The sequence below is a fragment of the Pseudothioclava nitratireducens genome (assembly GCF_029210495.1).
Taxonomy (GTDB): Bacteria; Pseudomonadota; Alphaproteobacteria; order Rhodobacterales; family Rhodobacteraceae; genus Pseudothioclava; species Pseudothioclava nitratireducens.
In genome coordinates this window covers 18411-37275 of the sequence record NZ_JARGDK010000006.1, presented here as the reverse complement: position 1 = coordinate 37275, position 18865 = coordinate 18411, and the positions used below count along the sequence as shown (strand labels likewise).

Annotated in this window: 20 protein-coding genes; 13 read left to right on the top strand and 7 right to left on the bottom strand. The window is 63.6% G+C overall.

The window, feature by feature from the left end:
- Positions 1-7 precede the first annotated feature (7 nt).
- From P0X85_RS08645 to P0X85_RS08630, 4 genes are read right to left on the bottom strand one after another with little or no spacing between them, the layout of a single operon-like run.
- Complete coding sequence (locus tag P0X85_RS08645; protein ID WP_275811578.1) at positions 8-178, bottom strand: hypothetical protein; 171 nt, start codon at positions 176-178, stop codon at positions 8-10.
- Complete coding sequence (locus P0X85_RS08640) at positions 175-705, bottom strand: gamma carbonic anhydrase family protein (RefSeq protein WP_275811576.1); 531 nt, start codon at positions 703-705, stop codon at positions 175-177. The genes P0X85_RS08645 and P0X85_RS08640 overlap by 4 nt, the downstream gene beginning before the upstream one ends.
- Positions 702-1337, bottom strand: a complete 636-nt coding sequence (gmk, locus tag P0X85_RS08635) for a guanylate kinase (RefSeq protein WP_275811871.1) — start codon at positions 1335-1337, stop codon at positions 702-704. Before gmk ends, P0X85_RS08640 begins: the two co-directional genes overlap by 4 nt.
- A gap of 12 nt (positions 1338-1349) precedes the next feature.
- Positions 1350-2264 carry a YicC/YloC family endoribonuclease gene (locus tag P0X85_RS08630; RefSeq protein WP_275811574.1) on the bottom strand — a complete coding sequence of 305 codons (915 nt, stop codon included), beginning with the start codon at positions 2262-2264 and terminating at the stop codon, positions 1350-1352.
- A 162-nt stretch (positions 2265-2426) separates the two neighbouring features.
- Here P0X85_RS08630 and P0X85_RS08625 point away from each other — a divergent pair, with 162 nt between their 5' ends.
- Positions 2427-3158: a PAS domain-containing protein gene (locus P0X85_RS08625; RefSeq protein ID WP_275811572.1), complete on the top strand. Its 732-nt coding sequence runs from the start codon at positions 2427-2429 to the stop codon at positions 3156-3158.
- 70 nt (positions 3159-3228) lie between these two features.
- On the opposite strand, the gene P0X85_RS08620 is transcribed toward P0X85_RS08625, so the two are convergent.
- Positions 3229-4602, bottom strand: coding sequence for a class II 3-deoxy-7-phosphoheptulonate synthase (locus P0X85_RS08620; protein WP_275811570.1), 1374 nt, complete (start codon positions 4600-4602; stop codon positions 3229-3231).
- Positions 4603-4840: 238 nt separating this feature from the next.
- Here P0X85_RS08620 and P0X85_RS08615 point away from each other — a divergent pair, with 238 nt between their 5' ends.
- The 9 genes from P0X85_RS08615 to P0X85_RS08575 all read left to right on the top strand — a co-directional run bounded on the left by P0X85_RS08615 (position 4841) and on the right by P0X85_RS08575 (position 14290).
- Positions 4841-5902: a GlxA family transcriptional regulator gene (locus P0X85_RS08615; protein ID WP_275811869.1), complete on the top strand. Its 1062-nt coding sequence runs from the start codon at positions 4841-4843 to the stop codon at positions 5900-5902.
- A 178-nt stretch (positions 5903-6080) separates the two neighbouring features.
- A complete protein-coding gene (locus P0X85_RS08610; protein WP_275811568.1) occupies positions 6081-7265 on the top strand; it encodes an ABC transporter substrate-binding protein in 1185 nt (394 codons plus the stop codon).
- A 104-nt stretch (positions 7266-7369) separates the two neighbouring features.
- Positions 7370-8230: an ABC transporter ATP-binding protein gene (locus P0X85_RS08605; RefSeq protein WP_275811566.1), complete on the top strand. Its 861-nt coding sequence runs from the start codon at positions 7370-7372 to the stop codon at positions 8228-8230.
- Positions 8227-8931, top strand: coding sequence for an ABC transporter ATP-binding protein (locus P0X85_RS08600; protein WP_275811564.1), 705 nt, complete (start codon positions 8227-8229; stop codon positions 8929-8931). Before P0X85_RS08605 ends, P0X85_RS08600 begins: the two co-directional genes overlap by 4 nt.
- Before the next feature lie 3 nt (positions 8932-8934).
- Complete coding sequence (locus tag P0X85_RS08595; RefSeq protein ID WP_275811562.1) at positions 8935-9372, top strand: hypothetical protein; 438 nt, start codon at positions 8935-8937, stop codon at positions 9370-9372.
- Complete coding sequence (locus P0X85_RS08590; RefSeq protein ID WP_275811560.1) at positions 9372-10379, top strand: branched-chain amino acid ABC transporter permease; 1008 nt, start codon at positions 9372-9374, stop codon at positions 10377-10379. Before P0X85_RS08595 ends, P0X85_RS08590 begins: the two co-directional genes overlap by 1 nt.
- The gene (locus P0X85_RS08585; RefSeq protein WP_275811558.1) at positions 10376-11707 is read left to right on the top strand and encodes a branched-chain amino acid ABC transporter permease; all 1332 of its coding nucleotides are present in this window, start codon (positions 10376-10378) and stop codon (positions 11705-11707) included. Before P0X85_RS08590 ends, P0X85_RS08585 begins: the two co-directional genes overlap by 4 nt.
- 94 nt (positions 11708-11801) lie before the next feature.
- Positions 11802-13367: a glutamine-hydrolyzing GMP synthase gene (guaA, locus tag P0X85_RS08580; RefSeq protein ID WP_275811867.1), complete on the top strand. Its 1566-nt coding sequence runs from the start codon at positions 11802-11804 to the stop codon at positions 13365-13367.
- 161 nt (positions 13368-13528) lie between these two features.
- Entirely contained in the window at positions 13529-14290 is a 762-nt protein-coding gene (locus tag P0X85_RS08575; protein ID WP_275811556.1) for a GNAT family N-acetyltransferase, read from the top strand.
- 2 nt (positions 14291-14292) lie between these two features.
- Here the strand turns inward: P0X85_RS08575 and aroB are convergent, their stop codons facing one another.
- Positions 14293-15402 (bottom strand): 3-dehydroquinate synthase, encoded by a 1110-nt coding sequence (aroB, locus tag P0X85_RS08570; protein ID WP_275811554.1) that lies wholly within the window; start codon positions 15400-15402, stop codon positions 14293-14295.
- The gene (locus P0X85_RS08565) at positions 15402-15971 is read right to left on the bottom strand and encodes a shikimate kinase (RefSeq protein WP_275811552.1); all 570 of its coding nucleotides are present in this window, start codon (positions 15969-15971) and stop codon (positions 15402-15404) included. The genes aroB and P0X85_RS08565 overlap by 1 nt, the downstream gene beginning before the upstream one ends.
- 192 nt (positions 15972-16163) lie before the next feature.
- Between P0X85_RS08565 and P0X85_RS08560 the strand changes: the two genes are divergently transcribed.
- Genes P0X85_RS08560 through P0X85_RS08550 form a run of 3 tightly spaced genes read left to right on the top strand, consistent with a single transcriptional unit; the run spans position 16164 to position 18842 of the window.
- Complete coding sequence (locus tag P0X85_RS08560) at positions 16164-16310, top strand: hypothetical protein (protein WP_275811550.1); 147 nt, start codon at positions 16164-16166, stop codon at positions 16308-16310.
- Positions 16300-17883, top strand: a complete 1584-nt coding sequence (locus P0X85_RS08555; RefSeq protein WP_275811547.1) for a hypothetical protein — start codon at positions 16300-16302, stop codon at positions 17881-17883. Before P0X85_RS08560 ends, P0X85_RS08555 begins: the two co-directional genes overlap by 11 nt.
- Positions 17880-18842 (top strand): site-specific tyrosine recombinase XerD, encoded by a 963-nt coding sequence (locus P0X85_RS08550; protein ID WP_275811545.1) that lies wholly within the window; start codon positions 17880-17882, stop codon positions 18840-18842. The genes P0X85_RS08555 and P0X85_RS08550 overlap by 4 nt, the downstream gene beginning before the upstream one ends.
- Positions 18843-18865: the final 23 nt, after the last annotated feature.

The following is an 18865-nucleotide window of genomic DNA, read 5'->3' as shown; positions in this document are numbered from 1 at the left end:
CGTCTCGTCAGGGCAGGAACAGACGCCGAAAGACGAAGCCGCTCACCAGCGCCAAACCGGCGCCAACGAAGACATAGCCCTGATCGAAAGCGGCGGCGGCGGCGATAAGCGGCACGGCGACCACGGCGATACGCACCCAGAGCGGACGCAGATAGCGGCTTTGCGGATCGAGGATCATGCGGCACCGCCGATCGCGCGCAAACCCGCACGGTAGCGCGCGGCGTTTTCGCGGTAATGTGCGGCGGATGCCAGAAGCCGCTCTTGCGCCGCTGCATCGAGGGTCCGCACCACCTTGCCGGGCGCGCCCATGACAAGGCTGCCATCGGGGATGTCCTTGCCCTCGGTCACGAGCGCCCCTGCGCCGATAAGACATCCCTTGCCGATCTTCGCCCCGTTCAGGATCGTCGCGCCCATCCCGATCAGGCTGCCTTCGCCAATGATGCAGCCGTGGAGCATGGCCTTATGGCCGATCGTGCAATGCGCGCCGATCACCAGCGGAAAGCCCATATCGGTGTGGATCACCACGTTTTCCTGCACATTGGAACCGCGGCCCACGCGGATTTCCTCGTTATCGCCGCGCAGTGTGCAGCCGAACCAGACCGAGGCCTCGGCCTCGAGCACCACCTTGCCGATCAGGTTGGCATCAGGTGCCACCCAGGCGTCGGCCGCGATTTCGGGGGCAATCCCGTCAAGTTCATAGATCATCGCGCGTCAAACTCCTTATTGAGGCCCCGGACGAAATCAGTCAGGCCCGGCTGGCGGTCGCGGCGCATGCGTTCGGCCATCAGGATCGTCTTGAGCTCGGCCTCGGCCTTGTCCAGATCGTCGTTCACCAGAACATAATCATATTCCGCCCAATGGCTGATCTCGGCCTGAGATTTCGCCATCCGACCCGCGATCACCTCGTCGCTGTCCTGCGCGCGAGTGTGCAGCCGCGATTCCAATGCGGCAATCGAGGGCGGCAGGATGAAGATCGAGACCACATCCTTGCCAAGCGAGGAGTTCCGAATCTGCTGCCCGCCCTGCCAGTCGATGTCGAACAGCGTGTCGCGCCCCTCAGACATGGCGGCCTCGACCGGACCTTTCGGCGTGCCGTAGTAATTGCCGAACACCTCGGCGTGTTCGAGCATCTCGCCCGCCGCGACCATTGCTTCGAATTCGGGCTTCGATTTGAAGTAATATTCGACCCCATCCGTCTCGCCGGGTCGCGGCGCGCGGGTGGTCGCGGAGACCGAGAATTTCAGGGTCTCATCCCATTGCATCAACCGCCGCGACAGCGTCGATTTGCCCGCCCCCGAGGGCGAGGACAGGATGATCAGCAGCCCACGGCGCTGGATCTCGGTCATCTCTCACTCCACATTCATGATCTGCTCGCGCATCTGGTCGATGGCATATTTCAGGTCCAGCCCGACCTGGGTCAATGCGGCATTCCCGGATTTCGAGCAGAGCGTGTTGGCTTCGCGCACGAATTCCTGCGCGAGGAATTCGAACTTGCGCCCGACGGGGCCGTCTTCGGCCAGAAGGGCGCGGGCGGCGACGATATGGGCACGGAGCCGGTCGATTTCTTCGGTGACGTCGGATTTGACAGCAAGCAGCGCGAGTTCCTGTGCGATGCGGTCGGGATCGGCGCCAGGCGCGCCGTCGAGCACCCGTGCGAGCGCCGCTTTCAGCGCTTCGGCGGCTTGCGGACGGCGGGCCTCGGCCAGGGCTTCGGCCTGCGTCGTCAAAGCTTCGACGGTGTCGATCTGCGCGGCCACAACGGCCCCAATCTGAGCCCCTTCCGCACGGCGCATTGCCACAAACGCGCCCAGAATAGCGTTAAGATCCGCAAGCAAAGCTGCGCGCAATCCGGCCGGGTCCTCGATCTCGGGCGCGCCTTGTTCGATCACGCCGCGCAGCGCCAGAATATCCGTGGGCGTCGGCGGAACGAAGGTGATGCCGCGATCCTTGGCAGCGATCTCGACCTTGACCACGGCTTCGATCGCGGCCTCCAGCCCCGACTTGCTGAGCCGCAGCCCCTCGCCCGCTTCCTTGCGCGACAGCCGGAGATTGAGGGTGATATTGCCACGTTTGGCGCGCTGTGCGACGGCCTCGCGCACCGCCGCCTCAAGCCCCTCGATCTCGGGCAGCCGCAACCGCAGGTCAAACCCCTTGCCATTGACCGAGCGGATATCCCAGCTCCACTCATGGCCGAGCCCGGCGCCCTGGCCTGAGGCGAAACCGGTCATCGAGACCGTGCGCAACGCAATGTCGGAGTTAACCATTTAAGACTTTAGTTCCCCATGTGGCAGAAAAAAGGCGTATTAAGAGTTCAGTAATCATTTCGCTCCCGGGGTCAACCGAAAGACCCAAATCCGCCGAAGGCAGGAGTGCTAGTCAGTGACCCCGAGACCTGTGCTCTGGGTGCGTGTCATCGAGGTGGGATCATGAAACGCGATAACGACCGGTTTGGGAATGTGCTCGATCTTGGGATCGGCCCCCGTCCCGATCAGATCATCAACGAGCTGCGTGGCTATTGGGAAGGGTTGCGCCGCGGTCGGCTTGTGCCCTCGCGCACCGATGTGGACCCTAGAGGGATCGAGCGTGCGCTGGAATACGCGTTCATCCTCGAACGTGTCGCGCCCGGCATGGGGCGGTTCCGGCTGGCGGGAATGCATCTGAACGACCTGATGGGCATGGAGGTGCGGGGCATGCCGCTCACGGCGCTGTTTGCCCCGGCCGGGCGCAAACGGATCGCCGAGATCAACGAGGCGATGTTTCAGGAGCCGGCAGTGGTCGAAGTTGAGCTGCGCGCCGAAACCATGATCGGCAAGCCCGAAATGACCGCCAAGCTGTTGATCTTGCCGCTGCAATCCGATCTGGGCGATGTCACCCGCGCGCTTGGTTGCCTGATCGCCACCGGCGAGATCGGTCGCACGCCGCGCCGCTTCGAAGTGGCCGCAGCCACGGTGACCCCAATCAAGCCGGGCGCCCCCACGCCGCGCGAAACCCCTGCACCGCCCCGACCGCAAGCGCTTGGTTTCGCAGAGGCGCCGGAGGGGTTCGAGCCGCTCTTTCCGCATCTGACACGCGGCCGCCGCGCTGATGACCGACCGGCGCAGGCACTCTCCCCGGATGAGCGTCGGGCGATGTTCAAGCTTGTGAAGAGTGACGCGTAACAGATTGATGTAAAAGAAAAGGCCCGCTCGGTTGGAGCGGGCCTTCTGCGTGTTGTAGGTGCTGCGGCGATCACATGCTTGCAGCGGATTTCTGCGTGGCACGCCGCGCTTGCAATTCCTCTGCGACGAGGAACGCCAGCTCCAGCGATTGCGAGGCGTTCAGACGCGGGTCGCAGGCCGTGTGGTAACGGCTCGACAGGTCCTCGTCGGAAACGGCACGCACGCCGCCGGTGCATTCGGTCACGTCCTTGCCGGTCATCTCGAAATGCACGCCGCCCGGGATCGTCCCTTCGGCATTATGCACCGCGAAGAACTCGCGCACCTCTTGCAGCACCGAGTCGAAAGGCCGCGTCTTGTAGCCCGAGGCCGATTTGATGGTGTTGCCGTGCATCGGATCGCAGGACCAGACGACATTCGCGCCCTCGGTCTTAACCGCCTGCACCAGACGCGGCAGGTGCTCGCCGACCTTGCCCGCGCCGAAACGTGCGATCAGCGTCAGACGCCCGGCCTCGTTCTCGGGATTGAGCTTGGCCATCAGCACCTTGAGATCGTCCGCCGTGGTCGTCGGCCCGCATTTGAGCCCGATCGGGTTCTGGACGCCGCGGCAGAATTCGACATGCGCGCCGTCCGGCTGGCGGGTGCGGTCCCCGATCCACAGCATGTGGCCCGAGCCCGCGATCGGCAGGCCGGTCGTGGTATCGGTGCGGCACAGGGCCTCTTCATACTCGAGGAGCAGCGCCTCATGCGAGGTGTAGAAATCGACCGTGCCCAGCTCATGCGCGGTGTCCGAGGTCACGCCCGCAGCCGCCATGAAATCCATCGCCTCCGAGATCTGATCCGCGACCTTGCGATAGCGCTCGGCTTCATCGGCATCGGTGAAGCCCGAAATCCAGCTTTGCACGCGGTGAATATCCGCGAAACCGCCCGTCGAAAACGCGCGCAGCAGGTTCAGCGAGGCCGCTGCCTGCGTGTAGGCTTGCAGCATCCGGGCCGGATCGGGCTGGCGCGCCTCCATCGTGGCGTCGAAACCGTTGATGATGTCGCCGCGGTAGCTCGGGTATTCCACCCCGCCGATCACCTCGGTTGGTGCGGAGCGCGGCTTGGCGAACTGACCCGCCATGCGCCCCACCTTGATCACCGGAACCTTCGCGCCCCAGGTGAGCACGATGGCCATTTGCAGCATGACCTTGAACGTGTCGCGGATATTGTCTGCGGAAAACTCGCCAAAGCTCTCGGCGCAGTCACCGCCTTGCAGCAGGAACGCCTCGCCACGCGCGGCTTTGGCCAGATCGGATTTCAGGCGCCGCGCCTCGCCGGCAAAGACCAGCGGCGGCATTTTCGCCAGCGTGCCCTCGACCGCGTTCAGAGCGCCCGCGTCGGGATAGTCCGGCATCTGCACCCGCGGTTTCGCGCGCCAGTCCGATTTCGTCCACCCCTTGCCCATCTTCTCCTCCGAGCGTTTTGATGCATCAGGACGCGCTTATACGCGGCTCCGTTAGCGAGAACAAACCCGATTTTCACTTTTTTGCCGCGGCCCATGCTCCCATTCAGCCCGCTCAATCGCCTCTTGCGAGCGACCGGGTTCCCTGATTGTTTAGGTCGGTATCATTCAATGCGGGTCGCAAATGCGCAAATCCACCCCCATCAAGAAAACGGCCCGCCCGGCCCCCTCCCATGGCGCGATGAAGATCACGCCACCGTCCAAACCGCGCCGCTTCATCTTTTTGCTGCTCGACCGGTTCACGATGATGGCCTTTACCTCGGCGATCGAGCCGTTGCGTCTGGCCAATCAGGTGGCGGGGGCCAAGCTTTATGATTGGCGGCTGGCCAGTGAGGCCGGCGACGAGGCCACCTGCTCCAACGGTGTGCGGGTGCGCGTTGACATGGGGCTCGACGAGGTGACACGCGATGACACCGTGTTGGTTTGTGGCGGGATCGACGTGGTCGAGGCGACCTCGAAACCGATCCTGAACTGGCTCCGGCGGGAGGCGCGGCGGGGCGCGGCGGTTGGCGGTCTGTGCACCGGCGCCTGGGCCGTGGCCAAGGCGGGGCTGCTGGATGGCAAACGCGCCACGATCCACTGGGAAAATCAGGACGCCTTTCTCGAGGATTTCGAGGAAGTTCTGCTGACCAAATCGGTTTTCGTGATCGACGGCAACCGGCTGACCACGGCGGGCGGCATGGCCTCGATCGACCTGATGCTGCGGCTGATCGCACGCGACCACGGCGAGGCGCTGGCCAATACGGTGGCCGATCAGCTGATCTATAACTCGATTCGCACCGATCAGGACAGCCAACGCCTGTCGATCCCGACGCGGATCGGCGTGCGTCACCCCAAGCTGAGCCAGGTCATCGGCCGGATGGAGGCCAATATCGAAGAGCCGATCAGCCCCTCCCGACTGGCGGAAGAGGTCGGCATGTCCACCCGGCAGCTCGAACGTTTGTTCCGGCGCTACCTGAACCGCAGCCCCAAGCGCTATTACATGGAAATCCGCCTGCAAAAGGCGCGTAACCTGTTGATGCAAACGGAAATGAGCGTGATCAACGTGGCGCTGGCCTGTGGCTTTGCCTCGCCGTCGCATTTCTCGAAATGCTATCGGGCGCATTACCAGACGACGCCTTACCGGGAGCGCGGCACCTCGGGCGCTGCGGCTGGCAGCGATGCTGTTAGCGCAGGCGAGGCGCTTGACGCGATGGCCGAAGGCTTCGAGATCGGCTTCCCGCTGGATGATCTGCCAGAGTGACGACCGGCGCAACGTCACCCTTTCTCGCGCAGAAAATTCGGGATAATCCGCCTGCGCGCAAGAATCTTCGACCCAAGGGTCAAAATGACGCTGACTAAGCAAGAGCCTGCTATTTTCTTTTGCCATGGTCCGCACTAACCTTCGCGCAGGACACTGTTCCAACACGGGAGTGAAACATATGAAAAAACTGCTTCTTGCCACCGCCACCGTTGCGCTGTCCGCCGGTGGGGCATTCGCAGAGGATGTGAAGATCGGGATTTCGCTGGGCTTTACCGGTCCGCTGGAATCGATGTCGCCGGCGATGGCTGCCGGCGCCGAACTGGCGATGAAAGAGGTCAGCGACTCGGGCAAGTTCATGGGCGGCGCGACCGTGACCCCCGTGCGCGGCGACTCGACCTGCGCCGATGCCGCCGCGGCCACCGCGACGGTTGAGCGTCTGGTGACCACCGAAGGCGTCAAAGGGATCGTCGGCGGCATGTGCTCGGGCGAAACCACCGCCTCGCTGCAAAACGTCGCGATGCCGAATGGCATGGTGATGATCTCGCCCTCGGCGACCTCGCCCGCGCTCTCGTCGCTCGAAGATAACGGCTTGTTCTTCCGCACCGCACCGTCGGATGCCCGTCAGTCCGAAGTGATGACCGAGATCATCATGGAGCACGGCATCAAGGAAGTCGCCGTGACCTATACCAACAACGACTATGGCAAGGGTCTTGCCGACAGCTTCCAGGCAGCCTTCGAGGCCGCGGGCGGCAAAGTCACGATCAACGCCGCGCATGACGATGGCAAGTCGGACTACGCCGCCGAAGTCGGCGCGCTGGCATCCGCTGGTGGCGAGGCGCTCGTGGTGGCGGGCTATGTTGACCAAGGCGGTTCGGCCATCACGCGTGGCGCGATCGACTCGGGCGCTTTCTCGACCTTCGTCTTCCCGGACGGCATGGTTGGCGACAAGCTGCAAGAGAATTTCGGCGCGGAAGTGAACGGCTCGTTCGGTCAGATTCCTTCGGCTGAAGGCGAAGGCAAGGACAAGTTCATGGCGCTGGCGGAAGCGGCGGGCTTCAATGGCTCGGACGTTTACGCGGGCGAAGCCTATGACGCCGCTGCGCTGATCCTGCTCTCGATGGCCGCGGCCGGGACGACCGATCCGGGCGTCTACAAGGACAAGGTCATGGATATCGCCAACGCACCGGGCGAGCCGATCCTCGCAGGTGAGCTGGGCAAAGCGCTCGAACTGATCGCCGCGGGCACCGATATCGACTATATCGGCGCGTCCTCGGTCGAGCTGATCGGCGCGGGTGAATCCGCCGGCACCTTCCGCGAAATCGAAATCAAGGACGGCGTGATCGAAACCGTCAAGTATCGCTAAGACGCATATCAGAGATGAAACAGCCCGGGAAACCGGGCTGTTTCGCATTAATAACAACGCCCAAAGAGGCATTCTTCATGTAACGCATGAAGTCAGGGGACTGCATGATCAGGGTCGAAAACCTGCATAAGCATTTCGGCGGCTTCCGCGCTGTCGACAATGCATCGCTCGAGATCGCAACCGGCTCCATCACCGGGCTTATCGGCCCGAACGGTGCCGGAAAATCCACCTTGTTCAACGTGATCGCCGGGGTTCATAAACCGACCTCAGGCACGGTGACGATGGATGGCGAGGATATCACCGGGCTTGCCCCGCATGAGCTGTTCCACAAGGGGCTGCTGCGCACGTTCCAGATCGCGCATGAATTCCCCTCGATGACCGTGCGCGAGAACCTGATGATGGTGCCGGGCGATCAGTCGGGGGAGAGCCTTTGGAATACGTGGTTCCACCGCTCCCGCATCGCACAGGAAGAGGCTGCGCTTCTTAAGAAGGCCGATGAAGTTCTTGATTTTCTGACCATTTCGCATCTCAAGGATGAAAAGGCCGGGAACCTCTCGGGCGGGCAGAAGAAGCTTCTGGAACTTGGCCGGACGATGATGGTCGAAGCCAAGATCGTGTTCCTCGATGAGGTCGGCGCGGGCGTGAACCGCACCCTTCTCAACACGATCGGCGACGCGATCGTGCGTCTGAACAAAGAGCGCGGCTATACTTTCTGCGTGATCGAGCACGACATGGATTTCATCGGGCGCCTGTGCGACCCGGTGATCGTCATGGCCGAGGGCAAGGTGCTCGCCGAAGGTTCCGCGGAAACGATCATGCAGAACGAGGCAGTCATCGAAGCCTATCTGGGTCGCGGCCTCAAGAACAAGGTCAAGGCCGAGATCGACAGCGAAACCGCCCGCCATGAAAGCCACGGCGCACAGCCCGGACTTGGCGATGAAGCAGGACATGGGGGCGCAGCATGAGCTTTCTGGACGCATCGGACATGGTGGGCGGCTATGGCGCCACCAACATCCTGCATGGCTGCACGCTTCAGGTCGAGAAAGGCCAGATCGCGGTCATCGTCGGCCCGAACGGGGCGGGCAAATCGACCGCGATGAAGGCGGTGTTCGGCATGCTGAACCTGCGCGAGGGCCATGTGAAGCTTGATGGCGAGGATATCACGGCCCTGTCGCCGCAAGAGCGCGTGAAAAAGGGCATGGGCTTCGTGCCGCAGGTCAACAACGTCTTCCCGACGATGTCGGTCGAGGAGAACCTCGAAATGGGGGCCTTCATCCGCGAAGATGACTTCACCGACACGATGGAGCAGGTCTATGAGCTGTTCCCGATCCTGCGCGACAAACGGCATCAGAATGCCGGCGAATTGTCCGGCGGCCAGCGCCAGCAGGTCGCGGTCGGTCGCGCGCTGATGACGAAGCCGAAACTCCTGATGCTCGACGAGCCGACGGCGGGCGTGTCGCCCATCGTTATGGACGAGTTGTTCGACCGTATCATCGAGGTCGCCCGCACCGGCATCTCGATCCTCATGGTTGAACAGAACGCCCGGCAGGCGCTGGAGATCGCGGATCGCGGCTATGTTCTGGTGCAGGGCGCGAACAAATATACCGATACCGGGGCCGCGCTGATGGCCGATCCGGAGGTGCGCCGCACCTTCCTGGGGGGCTGAGTCATGGCGAAACCGCTGCTGAGCCTGACCGCCCTGACACTGGCGACCGCCCTGCCCGGCCTCGCGCTGGCCGACACCGGCCTGCAAGAGATCACCTGTCGGTTCACCACCGAATGTATCGGCACCGATGGCTGTCAGGACACGGATTACCAGATGACGATCCGATACGTCCCCGACCCGAACACCTATGTCCCCGCCGATCCGGAAACGGCGCCGCCCGATATCTTCACCGTCGAGGTGAGCGATGTGACGGGCGACTTCAAGGCGGCCCCGATCACGGATGGCAGCTTTGGCGCGCGACTTTTTGGTTTTACCGCCTTCAATGCAGAGCGCACGCAGCGGCTCTTGACCATGTCGGGCGGCACCGGGCGCTACTCGGTCCACATGGTCGATGAAGGGCTTGCGCTCTATTATGAAGGCACCTGCGAGGAGGCGGAGTGATGGATATCCTCAACGCTCTGGTGGCGATCACCAACTATATTCTGATCCCCGCGACGGCCTATGGCTCGCAGCTTGCGCTCGGCGCGCTTGGGGTGACGCTGATCTACGGGATCTTGCGCTTCTCGAACTTTGCCCATGGCGACACGATGGCCTTTGGCACCGCGATCACCATCATGGTGACCTGGGGGCTTCAGGCGATGGGTGTCAGCTTTGGCCCGCTGCCGACGGCCCTTCTGGCGCTGCCTGTGGGGATTGCGGCCACGGCGGTTCTGGTGCTGGCAACCGACAAGCTCGTCTATAGCTATTACCGCCGGGTGCGCGCGGCGCCGGTCGTGATCGTGATGGTCTCGGTCGGTGTCATGTTCATGATGAACGCGCTGACCCGGTTTCTGATCGGGGTGGATGACATCAACTTTGCCGACGGGGCACGGTTCGTCATCACCGCGCGCGAGTTCCGCGACATGACCGGGCTGGCAGAGCCCCTGCCGATCCGCTCGAGCCAGATCATCACCATCGTCATGGCCGCGCTGATCGTGGCGGCCTTGTTCTGGTTCCTCAACCGCACGCGCACCGGGAAATCCATGCGGGCGTTTTCGGATAACGAGGATCTGGCGCTTTTGTCGGGGATCAATCCGAGCCGCGTGGTCGCGGTCACCTGGATCATCGCGGCGGCGCTGGCGACTACGGCGGGCGTGCTTTACGGGCTCGACAAGAGCTTCAAGGCCTTCAACTATTTCCACCTGCTGCTGCCGATCTTCGCCTCGGCAATCCTCGGCGGTCTGGGCAATCCGCTGGGCGCCATTGCTGGTGGTTTCGTCATCGCCTTTTCCGAGATCGGCGTGACCTATGCGTGGAAAAAGGTGGCGGGCTATCTCTTGCCCGCCTTCGAGCCCGACGGGCTGCTGCAATTGCTCTCGACCGAATATAAATTCGCGGTGAGCTTCGTCATCCTGATTGCCGTTCTGCTGTTCAAGCCGACCGGCCTGTTCAAGGGGAAATCGGTATGAGCCAGCATCAACCCAAGGAAGCCTGGGGCGGCCAGTGGCGCGCACCCGTTCTCTTTGCGATCATGGCCGCGCTCCTCGTGTTCGAGGGCCTGAGCAACGGCTGGAACGGCGCGCTCGGCATCATCAACATGGGCCTTATCTCGGCGATCCTCGCGCTCGGGGTGAATGTACAATGGGGCTATGCGGGGCTGTTCAACGTGGGTGTTGTCGGCTTCGTCGCGCTTGGCGGTCTGGCACCTGTGCTGATCGCAATGCCCCCCACCCCCGGCGCGTTCAAGGCGGGCGGTCTGGGTGTTCTGCTCGCGCTGGCGGTTGCCATCGTCACGCTTGGCCTGGCCGTCTGGATCAACAAGACGCAGGCCAAGCGCATTCGGCTGATCGCCATTCCGGCGGCGCTGATCGCGGGGTTCTTTGCCTACCGGGCGCTTCTCGACCCGGCAGTGGCGATGATCGAGGCGATCAACCCCTCGGCCACCGGCTATCTCGGTGGGTTGGGCTGGCCGACGCTGATCGCATGGCCCGTGGGTGCGCTGATGGCGGCTGCGGCTGCATGGGCGATCGGCAAGACCGCTCTCGGGCTGCGCTCTGACTACCTTGCTATTGCGACGCTCGGGATTGGTGAGATCATCGTTTCCGTCCTGCGCAACGAGGAATGGCTGGGCCGGGGCGTGATGAACGTGAACGGCATCCCCCGCCCCTGGCCTGTCCCCTATGAGATCGACCTGCAAAACGATCCGGGCTTCGTCGAGCGTATGGCAAGCTTCGGCCTCGATCCGGTGACGGGCTCCACGATCCTCGTGAAACTCCTTTACACGGGCCTTTTTGCCGTGATCCTTCTGGCGCTGATCTGGGCCTCTGAAATGGCGCTGAAATCGCCTTGGGGCCGGATGATGCGCGCGATCCGCGATAACGAGATTTCGGCGGCGGCGATGGGCAAGCATGTCACCAAGCGGCATCTGCAAATCTTCATCCTCGGCTCGGCGGTCTGTGGTCTCGCGGGCGCGATGATGATCACGCTTGACGGGCAGATGACGCCGTCGTCTTACAACCCGCTGCGCTATACCTTCCTGATCTGGGTGATGGTGATCGTGGGCGGCTCCGGCAATAACTGGGGTTCGGTGCTGGGTGGCGTGTTGATCTGGTATCTCTGGATCAAGGCCGAGGCCTGGGGGCCCGATATGATGGAATTTGTCACCGCGCAAATGTCCGAGGGCAGCCTCAAGCAACACCTGATCGATTCGGCGGCGCATATGCGGTTGCTGACGATGGGTCTGATCCTGCTTCTGGTTCTGCGCTTCAGCCCGCGTGGTTTGCTGCCCGAAAAGTGACCGGCGCGTCGTGCCTGTCGAAAAACTCCAGAGGTCCGGTGGCTTGGCTGCCGGACCTCTTGCTTTTGGCCCGCGCCGCGCCTATTCCCCGCACATGACCCAGCATCAACGCCTCCTCATCATCGACTTCGGTTCTCAGGTCACGCAGCTCATTGCGCGGCGCCTGCGCGAGCTGAACGTCTATTGCGAAATCCATCCCTATCAGAACGTCACTGACGCGTTCCTGAAGGATTTCGATCCCCAAGCCATCATCTTCTCGGGCGGCCCGGACAGCGTCACCCGTGAAGGCTCGCCGCGCCCGCCGCAATCCGCCTATACGCTTGGCGTGCCGATCCTTGGCATCTGCTACGGGCAACAGGTGATGATGCAGGATCTGGGCGGCCTCGTCGAAGCCGGCCAAAGCCACACCGCCGAATTCGGCCGTGCCTATGTGACGCCGGGCGCCACCCGTATCGACCTTCTGAACGGCTGGTTCATGGATGGCTCGGGCCGCGAACAGGTCTGGATGAGCCATGGCGATCACGTCTCGAAAATCGCACCGGGCTTTGAGGTCTATGGCACCTCGCCCGGCGCGCCTTTCGCAATCACCGCGGACCTGTCGCGCAACTTCTATGCCGTGCAGTTCCACCCCGAGGTGCACCACACGCCGAACGGCAAGACGCTCTACGAGAACTTTGTCCGCATGGCGGGGTTCACGGGCGACTGGACCATGGCGGGCTATCGCCAGCAGGCGATCGAGGCGATCCGCGAACAGGTGGGCAACGCCCACGTGATCTGTGGCCTCTCGGGTGGCGTGGACAGCTCGGTCACCGCGATCCTGCTTCATGAGGCGATCGGCGACCAGCTCACCTGCGTCTTCGTCGATCACGGCCTCCTGCGGATGAACGAGGCGGAGGAAGTGGTCACGATGTTCCGCGACCACTATAACATCAAGCTGATCCATGCCGACGAGAGCGAGCTGTTCCTCGGCGAACTCGAAGGCGTCACCGACCCCGAGGTCAAGCGCAAGACCATCGGGCGGCTCTTCATCGACGTGTTCCAGAAATACGCCGATGAGATCAAGGATGCGGAATTCCTTGCCCAAGGAACGCTCTATCCCGATGTGATTGAATCGGTCAGCTTCTCGGGCGGGCCTTCGGTCACGATCAAGTCGCACCACAACGTGGGCGGCTTGCCGGAAAAGATGGGCCTCAAGCTGGTCGAGCCGCTGCGCGAGCTGTTCAAAGACGAGGTGCGCGCGCTTGGGCATGAACTTGGCCTGCCCGCCTCGTTTATCGGGCGTCACCCCTTCCCGGGTCCGGGTCTCGCGATCCGCTGCCCCGGTGAGATCACCCGTGACAAGCTCGATATCCTGCGCAAGGCCGATGCGGTCTATATCGACCAGATCCGCAAGCACGGGCTGTATGACGATATCTGGCAAGCCTTTGTGGCGATCCTGCCGGTGCGCACGGTGGGCGTGATGGGTGACGGTCGGACCTATGACTATGCCTGCGCGCTGCGGGCGGTGACCTCGGTCGATGGCATGACTGCCGACTATTACCCGTTCACCCATGAATTCCTCGGCGAGACCGCGACGCGGATCATCAACGAAGTGAAGGGCATCAACCGGGTGACCTACGACATCACCTCGAAGCCGCCGGGCACGATCGAGTGGGAATGACCCTGATTGGACCGCCTTCGGGCGGTCTTTTCCTGTCCGGGGCGGCGCGATCCGCCGCTCCTTGAAATTGCCACGATCCGCGCGTTATCTCTGCCCCGCCTTCGGGCTTGTATCTGTATCGGTTCGCGGGTTGTGATCCGCAGGAAAGGAGACCCCGTTCAATGGCTTTGGTCACGCTCAAGGGGCGCTTGATATGCGCCAGCGCCGAGCAACGCCGCGCGGTCCTGCGCGCCCTGCCCGAGCATATGCGCGCGACGCTGCGCGAGCCGGGATGCCTGTATTTCGATGTCACCCAGAGCGCTGACCCGATGATCTGGGAGGTGTGCGAAGGGTTTGCGAGCGAGGCCGCCTTTGATGCCCATCAGAGCCGGACGCGGGACAGCGCGTGGTTCGCGCAAACCCGGGACATCGCCCGCGACTATGTCAAAAGCAGCGCCCGCGCAGAGATCACCACCGAAGCCGAGGGCGATGCGAAAGCAATCTATCTGCTGCATCGGGACGGGTTCGGGCGTGAGGATGAGGCCAAGTTCGTCGACGATCTGCGCGCGGCGGGTGATCTGGTGCTCTCGGTCGTGGCCCGGCTGGGCCGTGCCTATCTGGGGCATGTGGCCTTCACCCCGATGATCGGCGCGCCCAAGGTCTGGGCGCTTGCGCCGGTGGTGGTGCGGGACAGCTGCCGTAATCAGGGGGTGGGCACCGCGCTGGTCGAAGCCGCGCTCGAGATCGCGCGGGAGAAGGGTGTCGATGCCATCCTCTCGCCCTCCGAGCAGCCCTTTTTCAAGCGTTTTGGCTTCACGCTCGAGGATGCGGCAAGCTATCGAAGCCCGTCCGTGAAAACCCGGTTGATCGCGCGCAATTTCCGTACCACCCCGCTCAACGGGCGTGACCACAGCTGGCACCCGGCTTTCGAACGGCTCGCCTGAGATCAACGTCGCGCGGCCAGCGCCTGCTCCAGCACGGTCTTGAGCACATCGCGCGGCACGTCCGCCGTGACAAACGCCGCGCCGATGCCGCGCGCGAGGATGAAGCGCATCTGTCCGTCGAGCACTTTCTTGTCCTGTGCCATGAGGCCGATCAGCGCATCTGCATCCGGCAAATCCCCATCAATATCAGACAGATCCACCTTCATCTTCATATCGCGCAGATGGGCTCGGACGCGCGAGGGCGCCTCTTGGCTGCACAGGCCAAGCCGCTGGCTAAGCTCAAAGGCCAGCGCGCAGCCGATCGCCACGCCCTCGCCATGCAGCAAACGGTCGGAATAGCCGGTCGCAGCTTCGAGCGCATGGCAGAAGGTGTGCCCAAGGTTCAAGAGCGCACGGTCGCCCTCTTCGGTCTCGTCGCGCGCCACGATCTCGGCCTTCATCTCGACCGAGCGGGTCACCGCATGCAGCCGTTTCTCAAGGTCCCCCGCCGCCAGCGCCGGACCGTTCGCTTCGAGCCACTCGAAAAACGCCGCGTCGCCCAAAAGCCCGTATTTGGCGACCTCACCATAACCGGCGAGAAAATCCCGCTCGGTGAGCGTGCCCAGCACCTCGATATCTGCGAGGACAAGGCTTGGCTGATGAAAGGCGCCGATCAGGTTCTTGCCTTGCGGCGCATTGATCCCGGTCTTGCCCCCGACAGAACTGTCCACCTGTGCCAGAAGCGAGGTCGGGATCTGCACGAAGCGCACACCCCGCCGCAGCACGGCGGCCGCAAAACCCACCAGATCGCCGATCACCCCGCCGCCAAAGGCGATCACGATATCCTTGCGCTCGACCTTTTGTTCGAGCAGCCATTCGACCGTGCGCGTGAACTGCGGCCAGCTTTTCGTGGACTCTCCGGCGGGCAAAGCGAGATGGACCATCTCGACCCCGCCCAGACCCGCGCGCAACGCGTCGAGATGCAGCGCACTCACGGTTTCATCCGAGACCACCGCCACGCGCGGCCGGCGCAAGAGCGGCGCGATTTCCGCCCCGGCATTGGCGATCAGTCCGGTGCCGATCCGCACGTCATAGGCGCGCGCACCGAGGGGAACATGGATCGTGTTGCGCATCAGGTCTCTTCCTCTTCCATCAGGCCCGGCACCCCCTTGAGCGCCTGCGCCACCTTGGTGGCCATTTCCTCGACCGACAGGGCGGGCTCGGCATCGACCACGACCTGCGCAAGCCCATAGCTTGGCTCGCGGGCCGCCAGCAAATCGCGCAGCGTCGCCTTTGGGTCGCTGGTGCGCAGGAGTGGGCGGGTATTCTTGTGTTTGACCCGGTTCCACAGGAGGTCCAGATCGGCACGCAACCAGACAGAGACCCCCATTCGCCCAATCGTTTCACGGTTGTTTTCGAACAGGAATGCCCCGCCCCCGGTCGAGACAACGGCGGGCGGGCCGGACATCAGCCGCTCGATCACTTCCGATTCGCGCGCTCGAAAGAACGGCTCCCCGTCGCGGGCGAAAATCTCGGCCACGCTCATCTGGGCGGCGCGTACGATCTCTTCGTCGCTGTCAAGAAAGGCCACGCCCAACTGCCGCGCAAGCGCCGTGCCGACCGCCGTCTTGCCCGCCCCCATCATCCCGACCAGAACGATGGATTTGCGCAACCTGCCCGTCTTTTGCCCCGTCTGCTGCACCGCCAGCCCCGTCTCGCGCCTGTATCGCTGCGCAAGACCCCGCTGATCGGCGGTCGGTTGCGCAATCGTGAACTCTGCCCCCCTGAATGGCGTGAACTTCCGGGAATTGCCATATATAATCGACGTGATTAGACCAGTTTGGCCGGCGCTTCGCGTCAAGGCCAACATCAGAGCAGAAAGAAAAGAGACGTTATGGGGCGCATCCTGAAGGCCATCGCAATCCTTGTCATTCTGGGCGCTATCGGTGTGGCGGGATATGCCTATCTGGGCGATATGGCGCCGCGGACCGAGGAGCAGAGGATCGAGATCACCCTGCCCGGAGGCACGAGTGGCAGCTAAGCGCGCGCCTTTCGGCGGGGTCGCACTCGCCGCGTCGATTTGCCTGACGCCCGCCTTCGCCGAAGATGCGCCGATGTCAGCGATCGACTGGCTGTCCAATTCCGTGGTGACGCCCGCGGCCATCGCGCCACAGCCCGGTGGAAGCCGGGCGATCTTGCCGCCTCTGCCCGGCGAGCCACCGGTCTCGAGCGGGGCCACGGTGGGCGATGTCTCGGTGATTTCGCTCGACAAGCCCTCGGCCAATGCGATCGGGTTGTTGCCGGTGTCGCGCACCGGCTTGCCCCGCGATCTGTGGGGGGTGACGCCGGAAACGGAACTGGCCGAAGCGCTGCGCCGTGAACGGTTCGAAATGCTGCCCGCGATGCAGGGGCTCTTGCTCAAGCTCGCGCTTGCAGAGCTTGCGCCGCCAGCGATCACGGCGCCCGGCGGTCGGCCCGTGCTGTTTCTGGCGCGCGTGGACAAGCTGCTGGAACTGGGCGCGCTGGAGCCTGCGCTCGCGCTTCTGGAACAGGCTGATGCCACCGACCCCGAGATCTTCCGTCGCCGCTTTGACGTGGCGCTGCTGCTCGGCGAAGAAAACCGCGCCTGCGATGCGCTGCGCGACACCCCCTCCATCGCGCCCGCCTATGCGACCCGCGTGTTTTGCCTTGCGCGGGGCGGCGATTGGGATACGGCGATCCTGACCTTTGGCACCGGACGCGCGATCGGCCAGATCGAGCCCGAAATGGAGACCGTGCTGGAGCGCTTCCTCGACCCGGAGCTTGATGACGGAGGAGACCTGCCGCCGCCCTCGCGCCCTTCGCCGCTGATCTTTCGGATGATGGAGGCGATTGGGCAGCCGATGCCGACCGGTCCCCTGCCTGTTGCCTTCGCGCAGGCGGATCTGCGGGCGAATACCGGCTGGAAAGCCCGGATCGAAGCGGCCGAGCGTCTCGCGCGCAGCGGTGCCATCGACGCCAATCAGCTTTTGGGTCTTTATACCGAGAATGAAAAGGCGCCTTCGGGCCGGATCTGGGATCGCGCCCGCGCGATTGCCACGCTCGACCGTGCCATCACCGCCTCCGACCGCACAATGATTGCGGCCACCCTGCCCGAGGCCTATCGGCTGATGGAGGAAGAACAGCTCGAGATGGTGCTCGCCACGCTGTGGGGCGCGCAACTTGCCGGGCTGGGGATGGAGGGTGACGCCGGTGAGATTGCATTCCGGCTTGGCCTGCTTGGGGAAAGCTATGAAAGCGTCGCACGAGCGCACCGGGTCCATGACCGCGATGATGCCCTGCTGATCGGGATCGCGCGTGGGCAGACCGGCCCTGTCGAAGCACAGGACCAGCTTGGGCTGATGCTCAAATCGGTGTTCGACAGCGTGCCGGATACAGTGCCCGCGCCCTATGCGGATCGCGCAGGCGGCGAGCTTGGGCTGATGCTGCTGGCGGCGATCGACGATGTGACCGAAGGCGCGCGCGGCGATTATCCGCGGGCCGCCAACGGCTTGCGGATGCTGCGTCTGGCCGGGTTGGAGGACGTGGCGCGGCGCGCGGCGCTAGAGCTTATCATTCTCGAGCGGCGCGGATGAGCACAGCGCCGCCCGATATCCGCTGGATCGGCACCTTCCTAGAGGCACTTGCCGCCGAGCGCGGGGCAGCGCCGAACACGATCAACAGTTATGCGCTCGATCTCAATGACTTCTACGGCTTTGTTGAGGCTAAAGGTCATGCGTTCGAGACACTCAGCCGCGACGATATCGAAGCCTATCTGATCCGATGCGAGGCCGAGGGGCTGGCGAAATCGACCCGCGCGCGGCGTCTGTCAGCGATCCGTCAACTCTACCGGTTCGCCTATGAAGAAGGTTGGCGCGCGGATAACCCGGCCATCCGCATCTCGGGGCCGGGCAAGGCCAAACGTCTGCCCAAGACGCTCGATATCGACGAGGTCGAGGCGCTGCTCGAAGCCGCCTGCGATCAGGGACGCTCGGCCCCCGAGCAGATCCGCAACCGCTGTCTTATGGAACTGCTCTATGCGACAGGGATGCGGGTGTCGGAGCTGGTCTCGCTGCCCGTCGCGGCGGCGCGAGGCAATCCACAGATGCTCTTGATCCGGGGCAAGGGTGACAAGGAGCGGATGGTGCCGCTCAGCCCACCGGCCCGTGCGGCGCTGGCCGACTGGCTGGCGGCGCGCGATGCCGCCGAGGAAGAGGCCCGACTGAAACGCCGCGCGCCGCCCTCACGGTTTCTGTTCCCGTCGAGCGGCAAGGAAGGCCATCTGACCCGGCAGGGATTTCATCGGATGCTGAAGGATCTCGCCGTTGCGGCGGGTATCTCGCCAGCCCGTGTCACACCCCACGTCCTGCGCCACGCCTTTGCCACGCATCTCTTGCAAGGCGGCGCCGATCTGCGGGCGATCCAGACACTTCTGGGTCATGCCGATCTATCGACCACCGAGATTTACACCCATGTCCTTGATGAGCGGCTGAAATCTCTTGTGCTGGAGCATCATCCGCTGGCGCAAGACATCCTCAAGCGCAGCCCCTCTTGAATGGTCCGGGGCAGAGCCCCATA